This window comes from Micromonospora sp. WMMD723 (assembly GCF_049863385.1).
Classification (GTDB): Bacteria; Actinomycetota; Actinomycetes; order Mycobacteriales; family Micromonosporaceae; genus Micromonospora; species Micromonospora wenchangensis.
The window spans coordinates 3,442,854-3,468,086 of sequence record NZ_JBMKNR010000001.1; the positions used below are offsets into that span (position 1 = coordinate 3,442,854).

Consider the following 25,233-nt stretch of genomic DNA (forward strand, 5'->3'; position numbering starts at 1 on the left):
CTGTCTGCCGTGATGGGGAGGACACCGTTCGGCGTTCCGACCCCCGGTTATACCCGTGCCGCCCGACCGTCACCCGTGGCCGTGGCGACATGGCCCGGTACGGCGTCGTCCCCCGGCCCGTCGGCACCGCCCACCTGCCGGAGGGCTATCGTCGGCACGCGTGAAGGTATGGATTCCGCACCCCGAAGGGGTCGAGCTGCTCGGTGCCGTCCCGGCCGGTGTCACGGTACAGCCGTGGACCGACCCCGCGAATCCGCCAGGCGACCCGGCCGACGTCCGGTTCTGGGTGCCGCCGTTCCTGGCCGGGGTGGACACCACGGCGATGCTGGACCGGCTGCCCGACGTGGCGGTGGTGCAGCTGCTCTCCGCCGGGGCGGACGCCTGGACGGGCCGGGTGCCCGCCGGGGTGACCCTCTGCGACGCCCGGGGGGTGCACGACGCCGGTACCGCCGAATGGGTGGTCACCGCGATCCTCGCCCAGCTGCGCGGCTTCCCGGAGCTGGCCCGCGCGCAGGCCCGCCGGGAGTGGGCGTACGACCGGGTCGCGCCGACCGACGAGCTGACCGGCAAGCGGGTGCTGATCGTGGGGGCCGGGTCGATCGGCGCGGCGGTCCGGGCCCGGCTGGCTCCGTTCGACGTCACCTTCACCCTGGTCGCCCGGACCGCCCGGCCGGACGAGGGGGTGCACGCGGTGACCGAGCTGCCGCGCCTGCTGCCGGAGGCCGACGTGGTGGTGCTGCTGGTGCCGCTGACCGATGCCACCCGGGGGCTGGTCGACGCCGCGTTCCTGGCCGCCATGCCGGACGGGGCGCTGCTGGTCAACGCCGCCCGGGGCCCGGTGGCGGACACGGTGGCGCTGGTCGCGGAGCTGACGTCGGGGCGGCTGCGGGCGGCGTTGGACGTGACCGACCCGGAGCCGCTGCCGGCCGACCATCCGCTCTGGGAGCTGCCGAACGTGCTGCTCACCCCGCACGTGGCCGGTTCGGTACGCGGGCTGCTGCCCCGGGCGTACCGGCTGGTGGGGGAGCAGGTGCGCCGGTTCGTGGCCGGGTCACCGCTGGTCAACACGGTGGTCGACGGCTACTGACCCGGGCGGGGCCGACCTGTCGGTGGGGTGCCCCGGCTCAGCGCGCGTCCGGCAGGGTCTGCCCGGTGACCGCGACCAGCCGGGGCAGGTCGACGCCCCGGACGGCGGGCAGTGGCAGTTGGTGTCCGTCGGTGAGCCGGACGACGGCCCGGCCGCGCGGGTCGGCGGCCAGCTCGACGACCTGCTCCCAGGGGATGCGCCGGCCTCCGGCGAGCGCCCGCAGCCGCAGCCCGCGCGGGTCGGCGTCGGTGCCGGAGCGCCAGGCCCAGACCGCGACGGTCAGCGGGACCAGCAGCACCGGCAGCAGGTACCACCGGGCGGCGGCCAGGGGCAGCGCGCCGATGGTGGCGATGACGGCCGCGACCAGGATGGCCTGGTTGTGCCGGAAGCGGATGGTGTCGGCGCGACTCACCCCCCGATGATTCCACCCGGGGCCGTGGCGGCACCGGGCGGGCGGCGGACCGGCCGCGACCGGCGCTACCCGGTGATGTAGGTCACGACCGGAGGGCATAACCGGGAGGGTGGTGCCTCGTTGAACCGCTAACCCTCCGCCGCACCGCGCCGTGTCCCCCTCACGAAGGTGACCGCCGTGACCGTCGCCCGCCCCCTCCGCCGCCCACCGTCCGCACCCGTGGTGCTCACCCTGCTGGTCGCGTTCCTCCTCGTCGTCGCCGCCCTGGTCGGCGCCGTCGCGCCGCTGGCCGCCACCACGATGGCCGGCGCGGGCGGCTGTGCCGTGGCCGCCGCCCGGCTGCTCCGCCTCACCGCCGGCGACGGGCCGGACCATCGCGTCCGGCACCGCCGGGCCGCCGTCCTGCTCACCGTCGCGGCGGCCGTGGTCGGGACGACCGTGGCGGTGCTACCGCTGGCCCCGGCGTCCCACCGGGCCGGGGTCGCGGCGGTCGGGCTCGGCGCGGCCACGCTCGTCTACGCGCTCGGCCTGCTCCTGCTGCCCGGCCACTCCCGGCTGACGCCCCGGGCCCGGTGGCGGCGCGGCGTCGACATCCTCGGTCTCGGCACCGCCCTGCTCTTCGCCGGCTGGGTGCTGGTCCCGCCCGGCCCGGTGCCCCCGGTGGTCCGGGTGGTCACCGTCGCGGGTGCGGGTGTCCTGGCCGGGCTGCTGGTGGGCGCGCTGGCCGGGCACCGTCGCCATCCCGGTGCGGCCCGGTGCCGGCTCGGCGTGGCGGCGGTCCTGCTCGGCCTGGCCGACCTGGTGGTGCTGCTGGCCTACCGGGCCCCCACGGTGACGCTGCCGACCGCGGTGCCGCTGCTGCTCGGCGGGGCCCTGCTGACGGCCGTCGGGATGGCCCGGGTCGCGGCGGGCGACCCGGCGGTCCCGACGGGTCCGTCGCCGGCCTGGCCCCGGGTGACCGCGCCGGCGGCGGTGGCGACCGTGGCGGCGGCCGGCCATCTGGCGTTCGTCGGCGGCTTCACCCCGACCGCCGTCCTGCTGGGGTTGGCGGTGATCCCGCCGCTGGTGGCCCGGGAGTTCATCTCCGTCACCGACCAGCGGCGGTGGGCCGGGCGGTTGGCCGCCCGCGAGGCGTACTTCCGCACCTTGGTCGCCGGCGGTCGTGACCTGGTCCTCGTCCTCGACGACGGGTTGCGGGTGCGCTGGCTCTCGGCGGCCGGTGAACGCTGGTTCGGGCTGCGTCAGGAGGCGGTGTGCGGACGGCCGCTGGCCGACCTGTTGCATCCGGACGACGCGCCGGGCGTCCTGACCCGGCTGGCCGGGCGGTCCGGCAGCGCCGTCGCGCCGCTGCCGGGCGATGCCGTCGCGCCGCTGCCGGACGACCCGGCCACGCCGCTCCTGGTGGCCCGGATGCGGACCGGTGACGGCGGTTGGCGGGAGACCGAGTCGACGGTGAGCGACCAGCGGACCGTGCCGGAGGTGGGCGCGGTGGTGCTGCACGTCCGCGACGTCGGCGACCGCCGCCGGCCGGGGCGTGGGCGGCCCCGGGGCGGAGCCACCGACCCGCTCACCGGCCTGTCCACCCGGCGCGAGCTGCTGCGGGTGCTCGACGAACGGGGCGGCACCCCCGGCGCGCTGCTCCTGCTCGACGTGCACGGGCTCGGCCCGGCGCGGGACGCCGCCGGCCCGGACCCGCTCCTGGCCGCCACCGCCCGCCGGCTGCGCGACGTGGTCGGCCCCCGGGACCTGGTCGCCCGGTTGTCCGGGGAGGAGTTCGCGGTGGTCACCGACGCCGGCCCGGTCCCGGCGTACGCGTTGGGCGAACGGCTGCTGGCCGCGTTGACCGAGCCGTGCCCGGTGCCGACCGGGATGGCCCGGCTCCGGGTCGGCGTGGGCCTGACCGAGCTGGCCGCGACGTCGCCGCAGGACGCGGTGCGCCAGGCCGACCTGGCGCGCCGCCGGGCCGTCCAGCTCGGCCGCAACCGGGTCGAGTGGTACGACGCCTGCCTGGAGGAGGAGCTGGTCCGCCGGCTGGACCTGGAACGGGAGCTGCCCGGGGCGGCGGCCCGGGGCGAGCTGGACCTGGTCTACCAGCCGGTGCTGGCGCTGGCCGACCGCCGACCGGCCGGCATCGAGGCGTTGCTGCGCTGGCGCAGCCCGGTGCTGGGCACCGTGCTGCCGGCCGAGTTCCTGCCGGTCGCCGAGGATCTGGGTCTGCTGGGGGAGCTGGGCCGGTGGGTGCTCGACCGGGCCTGCCGGCAGCTCGCCGACTGGTCGGCCGGTGGTCGGGAGCTGTGGCTGGCGGTCAACGTCACCCTCGCCGAGCTGTTGGCGCCGGATCTGGTGCCCCGGGTGGCGGCGGTGCTGGCCGGGCACGGCGTCCCGGCGGAGCGGCTGGTGCTGGAGATCGCCGAGTCGCGCCTCGGGGCCGACCTGCCCACGGTGGTGGCCCGGCTGGCCGGCCTGCGGTCGCTGGGGGTACGCACCGCGTTGGACAGCTTCCGGGCCGAGCACGCCTCCCTCGCCCAGCTACGTCGGCTGCCGATCGACCTGTTGAAGGTGCAGCCCCGGCCGGTCGACCCGGACGAGGATTCCCGCCCGTTGATCGACGTGGTGGTGGGGTTGGGGGAACGGCTGGGGGTGACCGTGGTGATGGCCGAGCTGGAGTCGGAGCCGGACGTGGCGCGGGCCACCCGGGCCGGGTGCCGGTACGGGCAGGGGTTCGCGTTGGCGCGTCCGGCCACCGCCGAGCGGGTCGAGGCGTACTTCGCGGAGTTTCCGACGACGTCCCGCTGACGGTCAGGTCGGGTCGGGATGAACCGGTTCACCTCACCCGGGGCGGCGCGGTGCTGCCCCGGGGGGTCAGGTGCGCCGTCTCGTCCTGGAGCCCGCGCACCGGTTCACCGGCGATGACGGCGAGCAGTTGCCGGGCGGCGTGCGCGCCGTAGGCGGGGATGTCCCGGCCGAGCGCGGTCAGCGGCGGGTGCACCAGTTGGCACAGCGGGGAGTCGTCCCAGGCCACGATGGACAGGTCGGTGGGGACGCCGAGGCCCATCTCCTGGGCCACGGCGAGCCCGGCGATCGCCATCACGTCGTTGTCGTAGATCACCGCGGTGGGGCGTCTGGCGGAGCTGAGCAGCCGCCGGGTGGCGCGCGCCCCCTCCTCGCCGGTGTAGTCCGACCACACGGTCGCCGCGTCGGTGAGCCCGAGCCGGCCGCACACCTCGGCGAAGGCGTCGGTACGGATCTCGGTGTGCAGCAGCGACGGCAGCCCGCCGATCCGGGCGATCTTGCGGTGGCCGAGGGCGACCAGGTACTCCACCGCCTCGGCGAGCGCCGCCGCGTCGTCCGACCAGACGTGGGCCAGCGTGCCGGTGTGCCTCGGCCCGCCGATCACCACGGCGGGCAGTTGCAGCTCCTCCAGGGCGGGCACCCGGATGTCGTCGGTCCGCAGGTCGCAGACGAGGACCCCGTCGACCCGCCGTTCGGCCCACCACCGGCGGTAGACCGCGATCTCCGCCTCCTGGTCGGCCACCACCTGCAGGGTCAGCGCGTACGACCGGGCGGAGAGTTCGGCCTCGACGCCGCTGATCAGCTCCATGAAGAACGGTTCGATGCCGAGTATCCGGGCCGGTCGGCACAGGGCCAGGCCGACGGCGTTGGCGGTGGCGCCGGAGAGCGCGCGGGCGGCGCTGCTCGGGCTGAAACCGATCTCGGTGGCGATCGCCAGGATGCGTTGCCGGGTGGCTTCCGAGACGCCCGGCTGCCCGTTGAGCGCGTACGACACCGCGCCCTTGGACACTCCGGCGCGTCGGGCGACGTCGGCGATGGTCGGCCGCTTCACCGGCGGTTTCCTCCACTTCTCGCGGCCTGGGCAGGCCGTTCTCGGGCCGGGGTCGCCGGCGGTCCTCACGCTACCGGTGCCCGGTCGGGCGGTCGTCCCCGGCCGTGCGCGGTCCCGATCGACGTGGGCGGCCGGTTCGCTTGCTCGGTTAAGTGTGCCGTTCGCGCCGGGCGGGATGCGTCCCTTCCACCTGCTGGAAGGGCTCGCTGAGCGTGTCGGCAGGGCGTTCGGGGCGGATCCGGTTACCGGCCGGGGGCGCTGTTAACCGGCCGTTGACAGTGCCCAGGGCGGGTCGTACGGTGGCCTGACTTATCCGGTTCAGTCGACGTTCCTCGATGTGTGGAGCGTTCCACAAGCGTGCGCGGAGGATGAGATGACACGGTCCTGGACCCGCTGGGCCCGCGCGGCGGCGGTCGGTGCCGTCAGCCTGACGCTGGTCGCGGCGTGCAGCGGTAGGAGCACCACCGGCTCGGACGGCGGCGGCCAGGTCACCCTGAAGATCAATTTCTGGGGCGACTTCGGTCTCCAGGACCTCAAGACCCGCTACGAGACCGACCACCCCAACATCAAGATCCAACTCAACTCGGGCGAGTACAACGCCCAGCACGAGGATCTCCAGAAGAAACTCGTCGCCGGCTCCGGAGCAGCCGACATCGCCGCCGTCGACGAAGGCTTCATGGTCCAGTTCCGCAGCCAGTCCGACAAGTTCGTCAACCTGCTCGACAAGGGCGCCGGCTCGTACGAGAGCAAGTACCTGCCGTGGAAGTGGAAGCAGTCGCTGTCGGCCGACGGCAAGACCCAGATCGGCCTCGGCACCGACGTCGGCGGCCTCGCCATGTGCTACCGCACCGACCTGTTCGCCGCCGCCGGGCTGCCCACCGACCGCGACCAGGTCTCCGCCCTCTGGCCCACCTGGGACAGGTTCATCCAGGTCGGCCAGGACTACACCGGCCGGACGAAGAAGAAGTTCCTCGACTCCGGCACCAACCTGTTCAACCCGATCCTGGGCCAGCAGCCCGTCGGCTTCTACGACGAACAGGAACAGCTCCGGATGGAGCAGGGCCCCAAGGTCGCCTTCGACTACACGATCAGGGCGGTCCAGGCCGGTCTCTCGGCCAACCTGGCCAGCTTCCAGGCCGACTGGGACAAGGGCTTCACCGCCGGCTCGTTCGCCGTCCTCGCCTGCCCGGCGTGGATGCTCGGCCACATCAAGGACACCGCGCCCGGCACCCAGGGCAAGTGGGACATCGCCGCGGTGCCCGGTGGCGGCGGCAACTGGGGCGGCTCGTTCCTCACCATCCCCAAGCAGGGCAGGCACGTCGACGAGGCGTACGAGCTGCTGGAGTGGCTGGTCCAGCCGGAGCAGCAGATCGAGATCTTCAAGAAGGTCGGCAACCTGCCCTCGCAACCCGCGCTCTACGCCGACCCGGCGATCGCCGAGTTCACGAACCCGTTCTTCCACGACGCGCCGGTCGGGCAGATCTTCCCGAAGATGGCGCAGGGGCTCACCCCGCAGTACCTGGGCAGGAGGAACGGTCCGACCCGGGTGGCCGTGGAGAACGTCATCAACCGGGTGCAGAACGGCACCCTGAAGCCGGACGCCGCCTGGGCCGAGGCGGTCAAGGAGGCGGAGAAGGCCCGCACCTCCTGACCGTGCGCCGCCCCGCCCCCGTACCGTCCCCGGCCCTGGAGGGTGCCCCGTGTCCACCACCCGTGCCGTGCCGCCGTCGAATCGCCGCACCGGTCCGGAGCGTGCCGCCTCCGGAGCCGGCGACCGGTCGCCCGGCTGGCGTGACCGGCTGTACCGGTTCGACCTGCGCTACCTTCCCTACCTGATGGTCGCGCCGTTCTTCCTGCTGTTCGGCGTCTTCGGGCTCTTCCCGCTGCTGTTCAACGGGATCGTCGCGCTGCGCAACTACCGGCTCGACGATCCCACCCTGCCCTACTGGGCCGGCCTCGCGAACTTCACCCGGCTCGGCGGTGACGAGGACTTCTGGAACGCGCTCTACAACACGTTCGGCATCTTCCTGCTCTCCTCGGTGCCGCAACTGCTGCTGGCGCTGGTGGTCGCCTCGCTGCTCAACCGCAAGCTGCGGGCGCAGACCTGGTGGCGGGTCGGGGTGCTGCTGCCGTACGTCACCCCGATCGTGGCCTCGACGATGGTGTTCAGCGTCTTCTTCTCCCGCAGTTTCGGGATGGCGAACTGGCTGCTCGCCGAGGTGGGCATCGGCGGGACGGGGGACGCCGCGATCGACTGGCGGGCCGACAAGCCGCACGCCTGGATCGCCATCGCCACGATGGTCAACTGGAAGTGGATCGGCTACAACGCCCTGCTCTACCTGGCCGCCATGCAGTCCATCCCGCGCGACGTCTACGAGGCGTCGGCGATCGACGGGGCCGGCCCGTGGCGGCAGCTCTGGCGGATCACCGTACCGATGATCCAGCCGGTGATCGTGTTCACGGTGGTGCTGTCCACCATCGGCGGGCTGCAACTGTTCACCGAGCCGATGCTGTTCGACCTCAACGCGCAGGCCGCCACCGGCGGGCCGAACGGCGAGTGGCAGACCATCGCCCAGCTCATCTACAAGGTCGGCTGGAAGGACCTCAACCTCGGCTACGCCGCCGCCATGTCCTGGGCGCTGTTCCTGATCATCCTGCTGGTGACCGGGCTCAACACCCTGCTCACCAACCGCCTGTCAGGAGGTCGCCGGTGAGCGCGAGGAACGCAGCGCAGCGGAGTCCCGCAGTCGGGAACGAAAGGGGACACCAGTGAGCGCGAGGAACGCAGCGCAGCGGAGTCCCGCAGTCGCGAGCGAAAGGGAACGCCGGTGAGCGCGAGGAACGCAGCGCGCCGGCCCGCCCTGCTGGGTCGCGCGCCGCAGGACACCCCCGCCGGCCTCGGCACGTACCTGCTGCTGTCGTTGACCTTCCTGTTCGCCGCGTTCCCGCTGTACTGGATGTTCGTCATCGCCACCAGCGACGACGAGGCGCTGGCGAAGCTGCCCCCGGCGGTCGTGCCCGGCGACCGGTTCCTGGCCAACCTGGAGGAGGTCTTCTCCCTCCAGGACGTCTACTTCGCCGCCTCCCTGGTCAACAGCGTCATCGTGTCGACCGTGGTGACCGCCTCGGTGCTGTTCTTCTGCTCGCTGGCCGGGTTCGCCTTCGCCAAGCTGCGGTTCCGGGGCAGCAACGCGCTGATGCTGCTCGTCGTGCTCACCCTCACCGTGCCCAACCAGCTCGGCATCGTCGCGCTCTACGTCGTGATGGGCCGGCTCGGCTGGAACGGCACCCTGCTGGCGGTCATCGCGCCCGGCCTGGTCACCGCGTTCGGGGTGTTCTACATGCGGCAGTTCATCGTCAACAGCGTCCCCGACGAGCTGGTCGAGTCGGCCCGGGTCGACGGGGCGACCACCATGCGGATCTACCGCAGCATCGCGCTGCCGGCGATCCGCCCGGCCCTGGCGGTGCTGGGCCTGCTCACCTTCGTGGCCACCTGGAACGACTTCCAGTGGCCGCTGATCACGCTCAGCGGCACCGACTATCCGACCTCGATGGTGGCCATCTCCGATCTGGCGAGCGGCAACTACGTCATCTACCGTCGGGTGCTCGCGGGGGCGTTCATCGCCACGGTCCCGCTGCTGGTGATGCTCTTCATCGGCGGCCGGCAGATCGTCCGGGGAATCATGGAAGGCGCGGTGAAGTCGTGAACCGTCAGGCGTTGCATGAGGGATGGCAGTTGCGCGCGGTGTCCGGGCCGCAGGTGCCCGACGCCGTCGCCGGCCGGTCGGTACCGGCCACCGTGCCGGGTTGCGTGCACACCGACCTGCTCGCCGCCGGCCTGATCGACGACCCCTACCTCGACGCCAACGAGACGACGCTCGCCTGGATCGGCCACACCGACTGGGAGTACGCGACCACGTTCGTGCACCGGCCCGGCGACGACGACCGGGTCGAGCTGGTCTGCGCCGGGCTGGACACGGTCGCCACGATCACGCTCAACGGCGTCGAGGTCGGCCGCACCGCGAACATGCACCGGTCGTACCGGTTCGACGCGGCCCCGGCGCTGCGGCCGGGGGAGAACACCCTCGCCGTCCGGTTCGCCTCGGCGTACCGGTACGCCGAGGCGCAGCGGGACCGGCTCGGTGACCGGCCCAACGCCTACCCGGAGCCGTTTCCGTTCATCCGCAAGATGGCCTGCAACTTCGGCTGGGACTGGGGGCCGACGCTGGTCACCGCCGGGATCTGGCAGGAGATCGGGCTGCACGCCTGGTCCACCGCCCGGCTCGGCACCGTCCGTCCACTGGTGACGGTGGTCGACGGGCGGGGCCGGGTGGAGCTGCACGTCGCGGTGGAGCGGGCGACGGACACGCCGCTGACCGTCCGTGCCGAGGTCGCCGGGGTGACCGGCGAGGCGACCGTCCCCGCCGGGCAGCGCACGGCCGCGCTGACCCTCACCGTCGCCGACCCCGAACTGTGGTGGCCCCGGGGGTACGGCGCACAGCCCCTGCACCCGCTGACGGTGACCCTGGCGACGCCCGACGGTCGCCCGCTGGACACCTGGTCGCAGCGGATCGGCTTCCGTTCGGTACGCCTGGACACCACCCCCGACGCCCACGGCACCCCGTTCACCCTGCACGTCAACGACGTGCCGGTGCTGGTGCGGGGGGCCAACTGGATCCCCGACGACGCGTTCCCCACCCGGATCACCCGCGACCGGCTGGCCCACCGGTTCACCCAGGCCGCCGACGCCAACGTCAACCTGCTGCGGGTCTGGGGCGGTGGCCGCTACGAGTCGACCGACTTCTACTCCCTCGCCGACGAGCACGGCCTGCTGGTGCAGCAGGACTTCCTGTTCGCCTGTGCGGCCTACCCGGAGGAGGAGCCGTTCGGCACGGAGGTCGAGGCGGAGGCGCGGGAGCAGGTGACCCGGCTGGCCGGGCACCCGTCGCTGGTGCTGTGGACCGGCAACAACGAGAACATCTGGGGCTGGCACGACTGGGACTGGCAGGAGCCGCTGGCCGGCCGCACCTGGGGGCGGGGCTTCTATCTCGACCTGCTGCCCCGGGTGGTGGGCGAGCTGGACCCGACCCGCCCGTACTGGCCGGGCAGCCCGTGGTCGGGCGACGAGACGGTCCACCCCAACGATCCGGCGCACGGCACCACGCACATCTGGGACGTCTGGAACACCGACGACTACACGAGGTACCGCGCGTACGTCCCCCGGTTCGTCGCCGAGTTCGGCTACCAGGCGCCCCCGGCGTACGCGACGCTGCGCCGGGCGTTGTCCGACGATCCGCTCGCGCCCGACTCGCCGGGGATGGCCCACCACCAGAAGGCCGCCGACGGGGACGCCAAGCTGCGACGCGGGCTCGACGCGCACCTGCCCGCCCCGGTCGACTTCGACGACTGGCACTACCTGACCCAGCTCAACCAGGCGCGGGCCATCCAGCTGGGGGTGGAACACTTCCGGTCGCACCGGGACGTCTGCTCCGGCACCATCGTCTGGCAGCTCAACGACTGCTGGCCGGTCACCTCCTGGTCGGCCGTCGACGGCGACGGCCGCCGCAAACCCCTGTGGTACGCGCTGCGCCGGGCGTACGCCGACCGGCTGCTCACCGTCCAGCCCCGCGACGGTGGGCTGGTGCTGGTCGCGGTGAACGAGACCGGCACCCCGTGGCGGACCCCGCTGACGGTGACCCGGTCGACGTTGACCGGCGAGCCGAGGGCGAAGACGTCGTACCCGCTCGACGTGCCCGCGTACGCGGCGGTGACGGTGCCACTGCCGGCGGACCTGGCGGTGGCGGAGGAGGAACGCCGGGAGCTGCTGGTCGCCGAGGCCGGGGACACCGCCGAACGGGCCCTGTGGTTCTTCGCCGAGGACCGGGACGCGCACTGGCCGGCGGCCCGCTTCGACGCGACGGTGGAGGCGGTCGACGGCGGTCAGCGGGTCCGGGTCACCGCGCGGACCGTGCTGCGCGACCTGACGCTCTTCCCGGACCGGCTCGATCCGGCCGCCGAGGTGGACACCGCGCTGGTCACCCTGCTGCCGGGGGAGTCGGTCACGTTCACGGTGCGTTCCGGTACACCGCTGGACCCGGCGGCGTTGACCACCCGGCCGGTGCTGCGCTGCGTCAACGACCTGGTCGACGACGCGACCGGGGCCCCGGCGGGCTGACCGACGGGTCGCCCCTGCGCGCCGGCCGGCGACCTCCCGGCCGGCGCGGGGCGGGTCACCCCTTGACAGTCCTGATGCGATCAGCGAGGGTCGATGCGTTCCGGGTGCGGCGGCGCGCTCCTTCCCCTCGCTCGAAGGGCAGCCGTGATGTCGTCCGCGTTCACCCGCCGGCACCTGTTCCGCATCGGCGGGGCCACCCTCGTCGTCGCCGCCGGCACCGGTCTCGGCCTGCCCGCCCTGGCCGCCGGCACCGTCACCGTCGACCTGGTGGTCTACGGCGCGACCTCGGCCGGCATCATGGCCGCCGTGCAGATGCGCCGGCTCGGCGGCACCGCCGTGATCGTCGAACCGGGCCGCCACGTCGGTGGGCTCACCACCGGCGGGCTCGGCTACACCGACAGCGGCACCAGCGCCGCCATCGGCGGCCTCGCCGGGGAGTTCTACCGCCGGGTGTACGCCCGCTACCAGGGCACCCCGGTCACCCCCGACTCGCCGATGCGGCTGGTCTTCGAGCCGCACGTGGCCGCCGGGGTCTTCGACGACCTGCTCACCGAGCACGCGGTCCCGGTCTACCTGGACGCCCCGCTGGCCACCGTCGCGCGGGCCGGCGACCGGATCACCGGGCTGGTCACCGCGCACGGGCAGCTCTTCACCGGCCCGATGTTCGTCGACGCGACGTACGAGGGTGACCTGATGGCCGCCGCCGGGGTGTCGTACACGGTCGGGCGGGAGGCCAACACCGCGTACGGCGAGACCATCAACGGGGTGCAGTTGCGCGGGGCACACCAGTTCACCCTGCCGGTCGACCCGTACGTGGTGCCGGGCGACCCGGCCAGTGGCCTGCTCCCCGGCATCTCCGCCGCCCCGGTCGCGCGCAACGGCACCGGCGACGAGCGGATCCAGGCGTACAACTTCCGGATGTGCCTGACCCGGGACGCCGGCCGGGTCCCGTTCCCGCAGCCGGCCGGCTACGACCCGGCCGACTACGAACTGCTGCTGCGGTACGTGCAGGCCGGCTACACCGGGCCGTTCTTCACCACCCAGAGCGTCGGCGGCGGCAAGACCGACTCGAACAACACCGGGGCGTTCTCCACCGACTTCATCGCCGCGAACCACACCTACCCGACGGCGACCCGGGCGCAGCGGGACAGCCTGACCGCCGACCACCTGACGTACCAGCAGGGGCTGATGTGGTTCCTGGCCAACGACCCCCGGCTGCCGGCGTCGGTCCGGGCGGGCACCGCTGCCTGGGGCCTGGCCGCCGACGAGTTCACCGCCACCGGCAACTGGCCCCCGCAGCTCTACGTCCGCGAGGCCCGCCGGATGGTCTCGGCGTACGTGATGACCGAGCGGGACTGCCGGGGCAGCGTGCGGGTCGCCGACTCGGTCGGGTTGGCCAGCTACACCATGGACTCGCACAACTGCCAGCGGGTGGTGGTCGACGGCCTGGTGAAGAACGAGGGCGACGTGCAGGTCGGGGTGCCCGGCCCGTACCCGGTCAGCTACCGGTCGATCGTGCCCGCCGCCGGGCAGTGCGCCAACCTGTTCGCGCCGGTCTGCCTGTCGGCCACCCACATCGCGTACGGGTCGATCCGGATGGAACCGGTCTTCATGATCCTCGCCCAGTCGGCGGCCACGGCGGCGAAGCTGGCGCTCGACGCGGGCGTGCCGGTGCAGCAGGTGGACGTCGCGGCTCTCCAGGCCCGGCTGCGTCGGGACGGGCAGATCCTCGCCTGGCCGCCCACCGTCGACGGCGAGATCGTGGTGGACAACCGGTCGGCCGGGGTCACCCGGGCCGGCGTCTGGGTGGGCAGCACCGCGATCGGCGGCTACTGGGGGTCGGACTACGAGCACGACGGCAACACCGGCAAGGGCGTCAACCGGCTGCGGTTCACCCCGTCCCTGCCGACGGCCGGGAGTTGGGCGGTCCACCTGCGCTGGACCGCCGACCCGAACCGGGCCGGCAACGTCCCGGTCGACGTGGTGCACAGCGGCGGGGTGACCACCCGGATGGTCGACCAGCGCACCTCGGGCGGGCAGTGGGTGCCGCTGGGGACGTACCAGTTCCCGGCGGGTACGGCCGGCAGCGTGCTGATCCGCACCGAGGGCACCGACGGGTACGTGGTCGCCGACGCGGCCCGCTTCCTGCCGGCCTGACGGTGCTCACTTCTCGAAGACGGCGAGGACGTTGAGCCCGGGGCCGGACTTCAGGGTGCCCACGATCCGCAGCCCGTGCTGGTTGCCACGGCGGATCATCGAGTACGCGTAGATTCCCGTCTCGAAGTTGCGCCGACCCCGCAGAGAGAGCTGGAGCGACCTGTCGTTGAGGTGAACCCGGTAATCCACCCACTGGGCCGGACCGCCGTCGCCGATACCCCGTTCGAGCACGTTCATCGCGGCGATGGCGCTGTAGTTGTCCGAGAACCAGCGCCAGTACTCGCGCTTCGTCGCAGGCTCCTCGGTCTCCGGGTAGTGCGGCGGCAGCGTACGGACGGTGCGGGAGATCTCGGCCACCAGGTCGTCGAAGATCGCAACCACTCTTCCGGTCGCCAGTTCCGCGGCCAGCGGAATGATCGCCCGCCCGGCGGGAAGGTCGACGAAGACGAGTGCCCGGGGGCTGTCCCTGATGAAGTTCCGGTCGAGGTCGTCCAGCCAGCTCTCGTCCTGGGCGAATGTCACCCTGTCGGGCAGGTGGGCCGCATAGTGCAGGGCGAGTTGGAGGAGTTGCCGGTGCGGATTCCTGATCGGGTGAAGCTCGATCGAGTCCCCCTGCTCGGCCTGCGTCGACTTCTCGCGACCGTGCGTCCCCTCCAGGGCGACGTGGGCATCGAGGAACGGAAAGAGGGAGGCCAGCAGGTCCCTGGTTCCGATGCGGGCCCCCAGCTTTCCGCTGGTGCTGCTCCGCGAAACCCGGATGTCCCTGGTCGACAGAGTGATCTTGCCGGTCTCGTGTTCGGGCATGACCACCGCGTCGTAGAACGCCGACACCTGATCCCGGTCGATGAACAGCGGGGCGTCGGCAAGCCAGGAGAACGGGAGTTCCGGTTCTGCGTCCGGGCGCGGATGAGCGCTCATCTCTCCCCAACGGTGCTCGGTGATCCGTACCGCTTCCGGTCCTCGCGGCCCTGCGGCACCGTCCACCGTAGAACACGGCGTCAGCCCTGGACGGGTCCCGACAGGCGATCAGCGCGATAGCGGTGTTGCGACCGCGCCGCCGCGTTGGGTACGTTCTGCGGCACGCCGTCGAGCCGGAAGGAGGTCAGAACGATGTCCGATGTTCTGCGCCCCCTCCGCGTCCCGGCGTCCACGCGGATCTGACCGGGGCGTTCGCCTTCCGGAGGATTCCCCATGACCGACCTGGTCATCCGCCCGCTCGTCGCGGGCGAGGAAGATCTGTTCGAGTCTATGCCCGACCCGCTGCCCCACCTGCGCAAGGTCGGTTACGCCGACGGTGTCGCCGGGGGTGGCTATCGGCCCGAGCGCACCTGGATCGCCCTGCGGGGCGGCCGGGTGGTCGGTCGGGCCGCGTGGCTCCTGCCGCCCGGGGCCGCCGGTGCGCCCTGGCTGGACCGCTTCGACCTGACCGCCGAACCTGAGGCGGGTGCTGCGCTGCTGCGGGCGGCCCACGAGGCGCTCGGTGGCCCGTACCCGTACCACGCCGGGCTGCCCGCGCACTGGCGGCGGCGGCCGGAGGTGCTCGCCGTGGTCCGGGCCCCGCTGGCGGCGGCCCGGCTCGCCGGGCTGGTCGAGCGCGGTGAGCGACTCCGCTGCTCGTGGGCGGGCACCCCGCTGCCGGCGGCCGCCGGCAGCTACGCGTTCCGCCCGGCCACCGACGGCGGCGAGGTCGACGCCCTGGTCGCCCGGATCGCCGAGCCGGACGTGCTGACCGGCCGGGAGATCGCCCTTGCGGTGGCCGGCGTGGACCTGGCCACCGCTCCACGGGCCTGGCTGACCGCTGCGACCTGGCGGATCGCCCTGGCCGACGGGGAGCCGGTCGGCCTCGCCGGGACGACCGGGGACGCCTGTTTCCCGCAGCTCGGCTACCTCGGCCTGCTGGACGGGGCGGCGCGGGGCGAGTTGCTTGCCGACTCGGTCGCGGCGTTGGTGGCCGAGGGGGCACGGGAGGTGGTGGCCGACGCGGACGCGCACCGGGTGGCGGTGGTCGCCGAGCTGGAACGCACCGGGTTCCGGCAGTTGCGTACCCGGCTGTTCTTCGAGCCCGCCACGGTTTCCGTCGACTGATCCGTACGGCGTGCCCCCGGCCGGTCCGCCGGGGGCACGCCGCCTGACCCGACCACGAACCGGGAGTCACGAACCACGCGACAGTCGACTTGAAGAATTTCGCAAGTGCTAAAGTGTTCACGACGTCGACGGAAGAAGGTCCCGGGTGTCGGTCCCGCTGTACCAGGCCAAGGCGGAGCTGTTCCGCACCCTCGGGCACCCGGTGCGCATCCGGGTGCTCGAACTGCTCCAGGACGGCCCGAAGCCGGTCCGCGACCTGCTCGCCGTCATCGAGGTCGAGCCGTCCAACCTCTCCCAGCAGCTCGCCGTGCTGCGCCGGGCCGGCATGGTCACCTCCTACCGGGACGGCCCGCTGGTGATGTACTCGCTGAGCACCCCCGACGTGGCCGACCTGTTGGCCGCCGGCCGACGCATCCTCGGCACCGTCCTCACCGACCGCGACGCCCTCCTCGACGAACTCCGCGCCGATCCCGCCCCGACCGCCGGCAGCGCCGCACCCGCCTCCGTCGCGGCCGGCGACGGGCCCCGAACCCCCACGAACGGCTCGCCGACCCGGCCGGGCCGGTGAGCGCCACCGCCGTCGCCGACCGGGTCCTCGGCCTGCTGCCCGACCGCGCCGACTGGCAGGCGGTACGCCGCTCACCCCGGCGGGACCTGGTCGCCGGGCTGACCGTGGCCGTGGTGGCCCTGCCGCTCGCCCTCGCCTTCGGCGTCACCTCCGGGCTGGGCGCGCAGGCCGGGCTGGTCACCGCCGTCGTCGCCGGGGCGGTGGCGGCCGTGTTCGGCGGCTCCCACCTCCAGGTCTCCGGCCCCACCGGGGCGATGACCGTGGTGCTGGTGCCGGTGGTGCAGCAGTTCGGTCCGACCGGGGTGCTGATGGTCGGCGTGCTGGCCGGGCTGCTGCTGATCGCCCTCGCCCTGGCCCGCCTCGGCCGCTACGTCCGCTACCTGCCGACCCCCGTCATCGAGGGCTTCACCGCCGGTATCGCCGTGGTCATCGCCCTGCAACAGGTGCCCGCCGCGCTCGGCGTCACCGACGCGCACGGCGACCGGGTGTGGGCCGTCGCCGCCGACGCCGTCGCCCGGTTCGCCGTACACCCCCGGCCGGTGGCGCTGGCGGTCGCGCTCGGGGTGGCGGCGCTGATGCTGCTCGGCGCACGCTTCCGGCCAGGCGTACCGTTCTCGCTGCTCGGGGTGGCCGCCGCCACCGTCCTCGCCGAGACCCTCCCGCTCGACCTGGCCCGGATCGGCGCCCTGCCGCAAGGGCTGCCCGCGCCGTCGCTGGGCTTCCTCGACCCCGGCGCGGTCGGCGTGCTGCTGCCGTCGGCGCTGGCGGTGGCCGCGCTCGCCGCGCTGGAGAGCCTGCTGTCGGCCACCGTCGCCGACGGGATGACCGTCGGGCAACGGCACGACCCGGACCGGGAACTGTTCGGTCAGGGCCTGGCCAACCTCGCCGCACCCGTGTTCGGCGGCATCCCGGCCACCGCCGCCATCGCCCGCACGGCCGTCAACGTCCGCGCCGGCGCGGCCTCGAAGCTGGCCGCGCTCACCCACGCGGTGGCGCTCGCCGCGATCGTGCTGGCCGCCGCCCCGCTGGTCGGCCGGATCCCACTCGCCGCGCTCGCCGGGGTGCTGCTCGCCACCACGGTACGCATGATCGAGGCCGGATCGCTGTGGGCGCTGGCCCGCGCCACCCGGGGCGACGCCCTGGTGCTGGTGCTCACCTTCGTCGTCACGGTCGCCTGGGACCTGGTCACCGCTGTCGCCGTCGGGGTCGCCGTGGCGGTGGTGATCGCGCTGCGCGCGGTGGCCCGCAGCGCCCGGCTGGAACAGGTCCCGCTCGACCGGGGCGAGCACAGCGCCGAGGAACACGCCCTGCTGGCCGAGCACATCGTGGCGTACCGGCTGGACGGGCCGCTGTTCTTCGCCGCCGCGCACACCTTCCTGCTGGAACTGTCCGAGGTGGCCGACGTCCGGGTGGTCATCCTGCGGATGTCCCGGGTGTCGGCGCTGGACGCCACCGGCGCGCACGTGCTCGGCGACGCCATCGGGCGACTGCGCGGCCGGGGGATCACCGTGCTGCTCTCCGGCATCACAACCGACCACGACCAGGTGCTTTCGACCCTCGGCGTGGCCGACGAGTTGCGCCGCGACGGGTTGGTCTTCCCCGACACCCCGGCCGCCATCGCCCACGCCCGCGACCTGCTCCGCGGCCCCGTCCCCACCTGACCCCAGCCGGCGTTCGCGCGGCTGGCCGGTTGATCGACTCTTCGGGGCCGATGTAGCGGTGTCCCCGCGTAGGGATACCGCCACATCGCCGACGCGGGCGACGCCGGTCCGGGCTACTCGGGGACGCGGCGGTACGCGCCGTCGCTGGCCGAGGTGGCCATCGAGGCGTACGCGCGCAGGGCGGCGGAAACCGGGCGCTGCCGGTCCAGCGGGGTGTACGGCCGGTCCCGCTTCTCCTGGGCCACCCGGCGGGCCTCCAGCACGTCGTCGGGCACGTTCAGCTCGATCGACCGGGCCGGGATGTCGATGACGATCTCGTCGCCGGGCTCGACCAGGGCGATCAGCCCACCGGAGGCCGCCTCGGGGGAGGCGTGCCCGATGGACAGCCCGGAGGTGCCGCCGGAGAACCGGCCGTCGGTGAGCAGCGCGCAGGACCGGCCCAGCCCGCGCCCCTTGAGGAACGAGGTGGGGTAGAGCATCTCCTGCATGCCGGGGCCGCCCTTGGGACCCTCGTAGCGGATCACCACGACGTCCCCGGCGACGACCTCCTTGGCGAGGATCGCGGCGACCGCGTCGTCCTGCGACTCGTAGACCTTGGCCGGGCCCCGGAAGGTCAGGCACTCCTCGGGCACCCCGGCGGTCTTCACCACGCAGCCCTCCGGCGCAAGGTTGCCGTGCAGGATGGCCAGCCCGCCGTCGGCGGTGTAGGCGTGCTCCCGGTCACGCACGCACCCCTGCGCGGCGTCGGTGTCCAGGGTGGACCAGCGGTTGGTGGTGGAGAACGGCTCGATGGTGCGCACCCCGCCGGGCGCGGCGTGGAACAGCTCGACCGCCTCGGGGAGGGGCGAGCCGCCCCGCACGTCCCAGTCGGTGAGCCACTGGGCCAGCGAGGGGGAGTGCACGGCGTGCACGTCGCGGTGCAGCAGGCCGGCGCGGTCGAGTTCACCGAGGATGGCCGGGATGCCACCGGCGCGGTGCACGTCCTCCATGTGGTAGTTCGGCGAGTTCGGGGCGACCTTGGCCAGGCAGGGCACCCGCCGGGAAACGGCGTCGATGTCGGCGACGGTGAAGTCGAGTTCGGCCTCGCGGGCGGCGGCGAGCAGGTGCAGGATCGTGTTGGTCGACCCGCCCATCGCCACGTCGAGGGCGACCGCGTTGTCGAACGCCTTGCGGTTGGCGACGTTGCGGGGCAGCACGGAGGCGTCGTCCTGGTCGTACCAGCGCTTGGCGATCGCGACGGCGGTCCGGCCGGCCTCCACGAACAGTGACCGGCGCGCGGCGTGGGTGGCCAGCGTCGAGCCGTTGCCGGGCAGCGCCAGGCCGATCGCCTCGGTGAGGCAGTTCATCGAGTTGGCGGTGAACATGCCGGAGCAGGAGCCGCAGGTGGGGCAGGCGGAGCGTTCGATCTCGCCGAGCTGGTCGTCGGTGACCGCCTCGTTGGAGGAGGCGACCATCGCGTCGATCAGGTCGAGCTTGGAGTGCACGACGCCCTCGATCGCCACCGTCTTGCCGGCCTCCATCGGGCCGCCGGAGACGAAGACCGTCGGGATGTTGAGCCGCAGCGCGGCCAGCAGCATCCCGGGGGTGATCTTGTCGCAGTTCGAGATGCAGACCAGCGCGTCCGCGCAGTGCGCGTTGACCATGTATTCGACCGCGTCGGCGATCAGCTCCCGGCTGGGCAGCGAGTAGAGCATCCCGCCGTGGCCCATGGCGATGCCGTCGTCCACGGCGATGGTGTTGAACTCGCGCCCCACCCCGCCGGCCTCGGCCACCGCGTCCGCGACCAGGCCACCCATGTCCTTCAGGTGGACGTGGCCGGGGACGAACTGGGTGAAACTGTTCGCGATGGCGACGATCGGCTTGCCGAAGTCGTCGTCGGTCATCCCGGTGGCCCGCCAGAGGGCCCGGGCGCCGGCCATCGTCCGACCGTGGGTGGAGGTCCTCGACCGCAGCTCAGGCATGGGTACCAGTCTTACACCGCCCGGCGGGCGGCTCCCACCGCTCGCGCCGTGTCCCAACAGTTGCACACCCGGTACCCCGTGCCGGGCGCCGATCCGGCACAGTTGAGGTCGTGCGTTTACCCCCGGGCATGGTCGCCGTGGCGGTGTTGAGCGGCCTGCTCGCCGTCGCCGCCACCGCACTGCTGGCCGACTCGGCCCGGCGGCGTGGCGGGCCGCACCGCCAGGCGCACCTGCTGTTCGCCGTGGCCGCCGCGATCGCCCTGACCACCCTGGCCGCCGGCACCGTCGCCGTGCTCGGCGCGGCCGACCACGGGGCGCACCCGCGCGGGCAGGGGATGGGGTGGGCGTCGCTGATCGCGGTCGGCACCGCGCTGAGCGGGCTCGGCTACTGCGCGGGTCTGCTCCGCCTGCCCGGCGCGATGGTGGCCCGGGCCGCCGCCGCGCGGCTGCTGCTCGACGGGCTGACCGTGGCCGCCGCGATCTGGTTCGTCGGCTGGGTGCTCTTCTCGGAGCCGACCCGGCTGCTGGGGCCGGCGACGCCGAGCGCCTGTCCGGCCATCCTGCTCGCGTCGGTGACCGTGGCGCTCACCGCCGGGCTCACCGCGATGGTGGTGGCCCGCGCCGACGGCCCACGGACCCGGCTGGCCGTGCTCGGCGTCGGCATCACCGCGACCGCCACCGGTGGTCTCGGCCTGGCCGCCGGGGTCTGCCAGGGCGGCTCGGCGATGGCGCTGACCGGTGCCGCGCTGCTCGCCGTGGGCATGCTCGCCGGGGCGCTCGCCGTGCACCGGGTGGACGCCCCGGGCCAGGTCGACATCGACCTGATCCGCCGCGACGGCGAGTACGCCTTCATCCCGATGGTGGCGATGGCCGGTTCGGCGATGTACCACCTCGTCCAGGGCGGCCGGTTCGACGCGCTGGGCATCATCGCCGGCAGCCTGGAGGGCTTCGCCCTGGTCACCCGGCAGTACCTCACCCTCAACGACGTCCGCAGCTACGCCCACCGGCTGGCCGACCGGGAGGCGCACTTCCGGGAACTGGCCCACACCGACCCGCTGACCACCCTCGCCAACCGGCGTGGCCTGCTGCGGGAGATGCAGCGCTGCGCCACCGAGGGGGGCGGCTGCGTGCTGCTCGGCCTCGACCTGGACGGCTTCAAGAACGTCAACGACATGCGCGGCCACGACGTCGGTGACATGGTGCTCGCCGAGGTGGGGCGGCGGCTGCGGAGCAACCTGCGCCCCGGCGACCTGGCCGCCCGGCTCGGTGGCGACGAGTTCGCGGTGCTGATGCGGGGCCGGCCGACCGACGCGGACGTGGTGGCCGAGCGGCTGCTGGGGGTGCTCGGCCGGCCGTACGAGCAGGAGGGCGGGGCGGTCTTCCTCTCGGTCAGCATCGGGGTGGCCGGGCAGGGCGGCGACGACCCGGACGTGGTCGGCCTGCTGCGCCACGCCGACCTGGCCCTGCGCTACGCCAAGCAGCGCGGCAAGAACCGGATCGAGCGGTACGACGGCAGCTACGACCGGCTGCTGACCCGGCGTACCCGGCTGGAGCACGAGATGCGCGGCGCGATCGAGCGCGACGAGCTGCGGCTGGCCTTCCAGCCGGTGGCGTCGCTGCCCTCGGTGCGGCCGGTGGGTGCCGAGGCGCTGCTGCGCTGGCACCACCCCGAGCTGGGCAACGTCCGGCCGGACGAGTTCATCCCGCTGGCCGAGGAGTGCGGGATGATCGCCAAGCTGGGGGCCTGGGTGCTGCACCAGGCGTGCTGGCAGCTGTCCCGCTGGCTCGCCGACGGCCACGACGTCTGGGTGTCGGTCAACGTCTCCCCGCGCGAGCTGCACGCCCCGGAGTACGTGGTGCAGGTGGCCGAGGCGCTGCGCGCCCACCACGTGCCGCCGCAGCGGCTGGTGCTGGAGGTCACCGAGCACGCCGTCGCCACCGACCTGGACGAGCTGATCCGCCGGCTGACCGCGCTGCGGCGCACCGGGGTACGGATCGCGCTCGACGACTTCGGTGCGGGGTACTCGTCGTTGGGGCAGTTGCGCCGGCTGCCGATCGACATCCTCAAGATCGACCACAGTCTGGTCGCCGAGCACGAGCCGGTCCGCCCGGTGGGCCGGGACGGGCCGGCGTTCGCCCCGATGGTCGACATCGTCATGCGGCTGGGTCACCAGCTCGGCCTGGAGGTGATCGCCGAGGGGGTCACCAACCCGGCCGAGCTGGCCGCGGTGGTCGCCGCCGGCTGCCGGTTCGGCCAGGGCGCGCTCTTCGGCTGGGGGGTGCCGGCCGAGCACCTGGAGGCGATGCTGGAGGCGGCCACCTCGCCGGGCGCCCGCCCCGCGTCGGCACCGCCGGCCCCGCCGCCCCCGCCGCGACGACCCACCCCGTCGCCGCTGCTGCCCCGGCTGCGATCCCACCCACCGGCATCCCCGGCGACGCCCGCCCCACGCCCCGCGTACGACGAGTCCGCGCAGGCCGGGCCGGTTGACGAGACCCCCAACGGGGACGGTATCCCCCGTTCGTGAACCAACATGTGGGATCAGTTGACTCATCGCGTGAGATGCGTCAGGCTTGGCCCATGTCGTCGAACCGGTCGCTGCGAGTACTTACCTGAGCGCACTCTCCCGCTGTCGAGAGTGCGCTGGCCCCGTGCATCTGCACGAGGGCCGTTTTTATTGCCGTCGGAACCACCGGGGCGGGCCACCGCCCCCGTCGCACCTGTCGTAGCAGCTCCACCCAACTCCAGCCGAAGGCCTGAACCGCCATGACGAGACCCACGCCAGAGACCCTCGCCCACTCCGCCCGGCGGGCCCGTACGGTCACCGAGCCGGCCGGCGACGCCGACCACACCACCCCGCCGCGCGCCGCCGCGCCGGCCACCCCGGCCGTACGGCCGTCCGGGCCGGTCCCGGTCTCCGGTGCCGGCTCCCTGGTGCGGTCGTTGGAGGCGCTCGGCGTCGACGTCGTCTTCGGCATCCCCGGCGGGGCGATCCTGCCCGCCTACGACCCGCTCTACGACTCCTCGGTGCGGCACATCCTGGTCCGGCACGAGCAGGGCGCGGGACACGCCGCCACCGGGTATGCACAGGCCACCGGCCGGGTGGGTGTCTGCATCGCCACCTCCGGGCCGGGCGCGACGAACCTGGTCACCCCGATCGCCGACGCGTACATGGACTCGGTGCCGATCGTCGCGATCACCGGTCAGGTGGCCCGGCCGATGATCGGCACGGACGCCTTCCAGGAGGCGGACATCCAGGGCATCACCCTGCCGATCACCAAGCACAACTTCCTGGTGCAGAACGCCGAGGAGATCCCGCAGGTCCTCGCCGAGGCGTTCCACCTGGCGGCGACCGGGCGTCCCGGCCCGGTCCTGGTGGACATCCCCAAGGACGTCCTGCAGGCGGCGACCACCTTCTCCTGGCCGCCCACCCTGGACCTGCCCGGCTACCGGCCGACCCTGCACCCGCACGGCAAGCAGATCCGGGAGGCGGCGCGGCTGATGAGCGGCGCCCGCCGGCCGGTGCTCTACGTCGGTGGCGGGGTGCTCAAGGCCGGTGCGACCGAGTCGCTGCGTCAGCTCGCCGAGCTGACCGGCATCCCGGTGGTTACCACGCTGATGGCGCTGGGCGCGTTCCCCGACTCGCACCGTCAGCACCTGGGCATGCCCGGCATGCACGGCACCGTCGCCGCCGTCTACGGCCTGCAGAAGGCCGACCTGATCGTGGCGTTGGGGGCCCGGTTCGACGACCGGGTGACCGGCAAGCTCGACTCGTTCGCCCCGGACGCCACGGTGGTGCACGCCGACATCGACCCGGCCGAGATCGGCAAGAACCGGCACGCCGACGTCCCGATCGTCGGTGACGCCAAGCACGTCATCGACGAGCTGATCGCGGCGGTGACCACCGAGCAGAAGGCCGGCCGCCGCACCGACCTGCACGACTGGTGGCACCAGCTCGACGACCTGCGCGAGCGGTACCCGCTGGGTTACGACGAGCCGGCCGACGGCACCCTCTCCCCGCAGTACGTGATCAAGCGGCTGGGCGAGATCGTCGGCCCGGACGCGATCTACGTGGCCGGGGTCGGCCAGCACCAGATGTGGGCCAGCCAGTTCATCTCGTACGAGAAGCCGGGCACCTGGCTCAACTCCGGCGGCCTCGGCACCATGGGGTACGCCGTCCCGGCGGCGATGGGCGCGAAGGCCGGCCGGCCGGACACGGTGGTGTGGGCGGTCGACGGCGACGGCTGCTTCCAGATGACCAACCAGGAGCTGGCCACCTGCGCACTGGAGGGCATCCCGGTCAAGATCGCGGTGATCAACAACGGCAACCTGGGCATGGTGCGGCAGTGGCAGACCCTGTTCTACGAGGGGCGCTACTCCAACACCGAGTTGGGCACCCACAAGCACCGCATCCCGGACTTCGTCAAGCTGGCCGAGGCGCTCGGCTGTGTCGGCCTACGCTGCGAGAACGCCGCCGACGTCGACAAGACGATCGAGGCGGCGATGGCGATCACCGACGCACCTGTCGTGATCGACTTCACGGTCGGCAAGGACGCGATGGTCTGGCCGATGGTGGCCGCCGGCACCAGCAACGACGAGATCATGTTCGCCCGGGGCGTCCGCCCGGCGTTCGACGAGGACGACATCTGAGATGAGTGACCGATTCCCCGGGACCGTGCGCGGGCACGGCCCGACCGAGCGAAGCGAGACGGTGGCATGACCCTGCACACCCTGTCCGTGCTGGTGGAGAACAAGCCGGGTGTCCTGGCCCGGGTCTCCGGCCTGTTCTCCCGGCGCGGCTTCAACATCGACAGCCTGGCCGTCGGCGAGACCGAGAACCCCGACGTCTCCCGGATCACCATCGTGGTCAACGCCGACTCGTCGCCGTTGGAGCAGGTCACCAAGCAGCTCAACAAACTGGTCAACGTACTGAAGATCGTTGAACTGGATCCGCAGGTCTCGGTGGCGCGGGAGCTGCTGCTGGTCAAGGTCCGCGCCGACCGTGCCGCCCGGGCGCAGGTGCTGGAGACGGTCGCCCTGTTCCGGGCCCGGGTGGTCGACGTCGCGCCGGACACCCTCACCGTCGAGGCGACCGGCACCCCCGACAAGCTCGACGCGCTGCTGCGTGACCTGGAGCCGTTCGGGATCAAGGAGATGGTCCAGTCCGGCACGGTGGCGATCGGGCGCGGTTCGCGGTCGATCACCGCCGGCCCGGCGCTGCGCGCCGCCTGACCGCGCCGCCACCTGCCACCGCACACAGTCCACGACGGTCGACGAGACCGCCG

The 25,233-nt window shown here is 73.3% G+C and carries 16 protein-coding genes and 1 pseudogene; 13 read left to right on the forward strand and 4 right to left on the reverse strand.

What is annotated here, in order from left to right:
- Positions 1–160: 160 nt before the first annotated feature.
- On the forward strand, positions 161–1,087 hold the full coding sequence (locus ACN261_RS15565; protein ID WP_421486032.1) for a 2-hydroxyacid dehydrogenase: 927 nt from the start codon (positions 161–163) through the stop codon (positions 1,085–1,087).
- A 37-nt stretch (positions 1,088–1,124) separates the two neighbouring features.
- On the opposite strand, the gene ACN261_RS15570 is transcribed toward ACN261_RS15565, so the two are convergent.
- Positions 1,125–1,499: a PH domain-containing protein gene (locus ACN261_RS15570; protein ID WP_425850799.1), complete on the reverse strand. Its 375-nt coding sequence runs from the start codon at positions 1,497–1,499 to the stop codon at positions 1,125–1,127.
- A gap of 177 nt (positions 1,500–1,676) precedes the next feature.
- Between ACN261_RS15570 and ACN261_RS15575 the strand changes: the two genes are divergently transcribed.
- A complete protein-coding gene (locus ACN261_RS15575) occupies positions 1,677–4,295 on the forward strand; it encodes a putative bifunctional diguanylate cyclase/phosphodiesterase (protein ID WP_425850802.1) in 2,619 nt (872 codons plus the stop codon).
- Positions 4,296–4,323: 28 nt separating this feature from the next.
- Here ACN261_RS15575 and ACN261_RS15580 read toward each other — a convergent pair whose 3' ends face one another.
- Positions 4,324–5,343, reverse strand: a complete 1,020-nt coding sequence (locus ACN261_RS15580) for a LacI family DNA-binding transcriptional regulator (RefSeq protein ID WP_363795349.1) — start codon at positions 5,341–5,343, stop codon at positions 4,324–4,326.
- A gap of 373 nt (positions 5,344–5,716) precedes the next feature.
- On the opposite strand from ACN261_RS15580, the gene ACN261_RS15585 reads away from it, so the two are divergent.
- The 5 genes from ACN261_RS15585 (at position 5,717) to ACN261_RS15605 (ending at position 13,675) form a co-directional block, all read left to right on the forward strand.
- Positions 5,717–6,994 (forward strand): ABC transporter substrate-binding protein, encoded by a 1,278-nt coding sequence (locus ACN261_RS15585; RefSeq protein ID WP_425850805.1) that lies wholly within the window; start codon positions 5,717–5,719, stop codon positions 6,992–6,994.
- 49 nt (positions 6,995–7,043) lie between these two features.
- A complete protein-coding gene (locus ACN261_RS15590) occupies positions 7,044–8,057 on the forward strand; it encodes a carbohydrate ABC transporter permease (RefSeq protein WP_425850808.1) in 1,014 nt (337 codons plus the stop codon).
- Between the two features lie 147 nt (positions 8,058–8,204).
- A complete protein-coding gene (locus ACN261_RS15595) occupies positions 8,205–9,050 on the forward strand; it encodes a carbohydrate ABC transporter permease (protein ID WP_425853606.1) in 846 nt (281 codons plus the stop codon).
- A complete protein-coding gene (locus tag ACN261_RS15600) occupies positions 9,047–11,518 on the forward strand; it encodes a glycoside hydrolase family 2 protein (RefSeq protein WP_425850811.1) in 2,472 nt (823 codons plus the stop codon). Before ACN261_RS15595 ends, ACN261_RS15600 begins: the two co-directional genes overlap by 4 nt.
- Before the next feature lie 147 nt (positions 11,519–11,665).
- A complete protein-coding gene (locus ACN261_RS15605; protein WP_425850814.1) occupies positions 11,666–13,675 on the forward strand; it encodes an FAD-dependent oxidoreductase in 2,010 nt (669 codons plus the stop codon).
- A gap of 6 nt (positions 13,676–13,681) precedes the next feature.
- Here the strand turns inward: ACN261_RS15605 and ACN261_RS15610 are convergent, their stop codons facing one another.
- A complete protein-coding gene (locus tag ACN261_RS15610) occupies positions 13,682–14,593 on the reverse strand; it encodes a hypothetical protein (protein WP_421486042.1) in 912 nt (303 codons plus the stop codon).
- A 273-nt stretch (positions 14,594–14,866) separates the two neighbouring features.
- Between ACN261_RS15610 and ACN261_RS15615 the strand changes: the two genes are divergently transcribed.
- The 3 genes and pseudogenes from ACN261_RS15615 (at position 14,867) to ACN261_RS15625 (ending at position 17,989) form a co-directional block, all read left to right on the forward strand.
- Positions 14,867–15,760: an acetyltransferase gene (locus tag ACN261_RS15615; RefSeq protein WP_421486044.1), complete on the forward strand. Its 894-nt coding sequence runs from the start codon at positions 14,867–14,869 to the stop codon at positions 15,758–15,760.
- A gap of 145 nt (positions 15,761–15,905) precedes the next feature.
- Positions 15,906–16,226 (forward strand): annotated as a pseudogene (locus ACN261_RS15620) (ArsR/SmtB family transcription factor); the annotation flags it as partial.
- A 98-nt stretch (positions 16,227–16,324) separates the two neighbouring features.
- Entirely contained in the window at positions 16,325–17,989 is a 1,665-nt protein-coding gene (locus ACN261_RS15625) for a SulP family inorganic anion transporter (protein ID WP_425850817.1), read from the forward strand.
- A 113-nt stretch (positions 17,990–18,102) separates the two neighbouring features.
- Here the strand turns inward: ACN261_RS15625 and ilvD are convergent, their stop codons facing one another.
- Positions 18,103–19,950, reverse strand: a complete 1,848-nt coding sequence (ilvD, locus tag ACN261_RS15630; protein ID WP_421489153.1) for a dihydroxy-acid dehydratase — start codon at positions 19,948–19,950, stop codon at positions 18,103–18,105.
- A gap of 110 nt (positions 19,951–20,060) precedes the next feature.
- On the opposite strand from ilvD, the gene ACN261_RS15635 reads away from it, so the two are divergent.
- From ACN261_RS15635 to ilvN, 3 genes are all read left to right on the forward strand, one after another.
- On the forward strand, positions 20,061–22,475 hold the full coding sequence (locus tag ACN261_RS15635) for a putative bifunctional diguanylate cyclase/phosphodiesterase (RefSeq protein WP_421486047.1): 2,415 nt from the start codon (positions 20,061–20,063) through the stop codon (positions 22,473–22,475).
- A 239-nt stretch (positions 22,476–22,714) separates the two neighbouring features.
- Entirely contained in the window at positions 22,715–24,598 is a 1,884-nt protein-coding gene (locus ACN261_RS15640; RefSeq protein ID WP_425850821.1) for an acetolactate synthase large subunit, read from the forward strand.
- Between the two features lie 66 nt (positions 24,599–24,664).
- Positions 24,665–25,180, forward strand: a complete 516-nt coding sequence (gene ilvN, locus ACN261_RS15645) for an acetolactate synthase small subunit (RefSeq protein ID WP_204923742.1) — start codon at positions 24,665–24,667, stop codon at positions 25,178–25,180.
- The last annotated feature ends 53 nt before the right edge of the window (positions 25,181–25,233 follow it).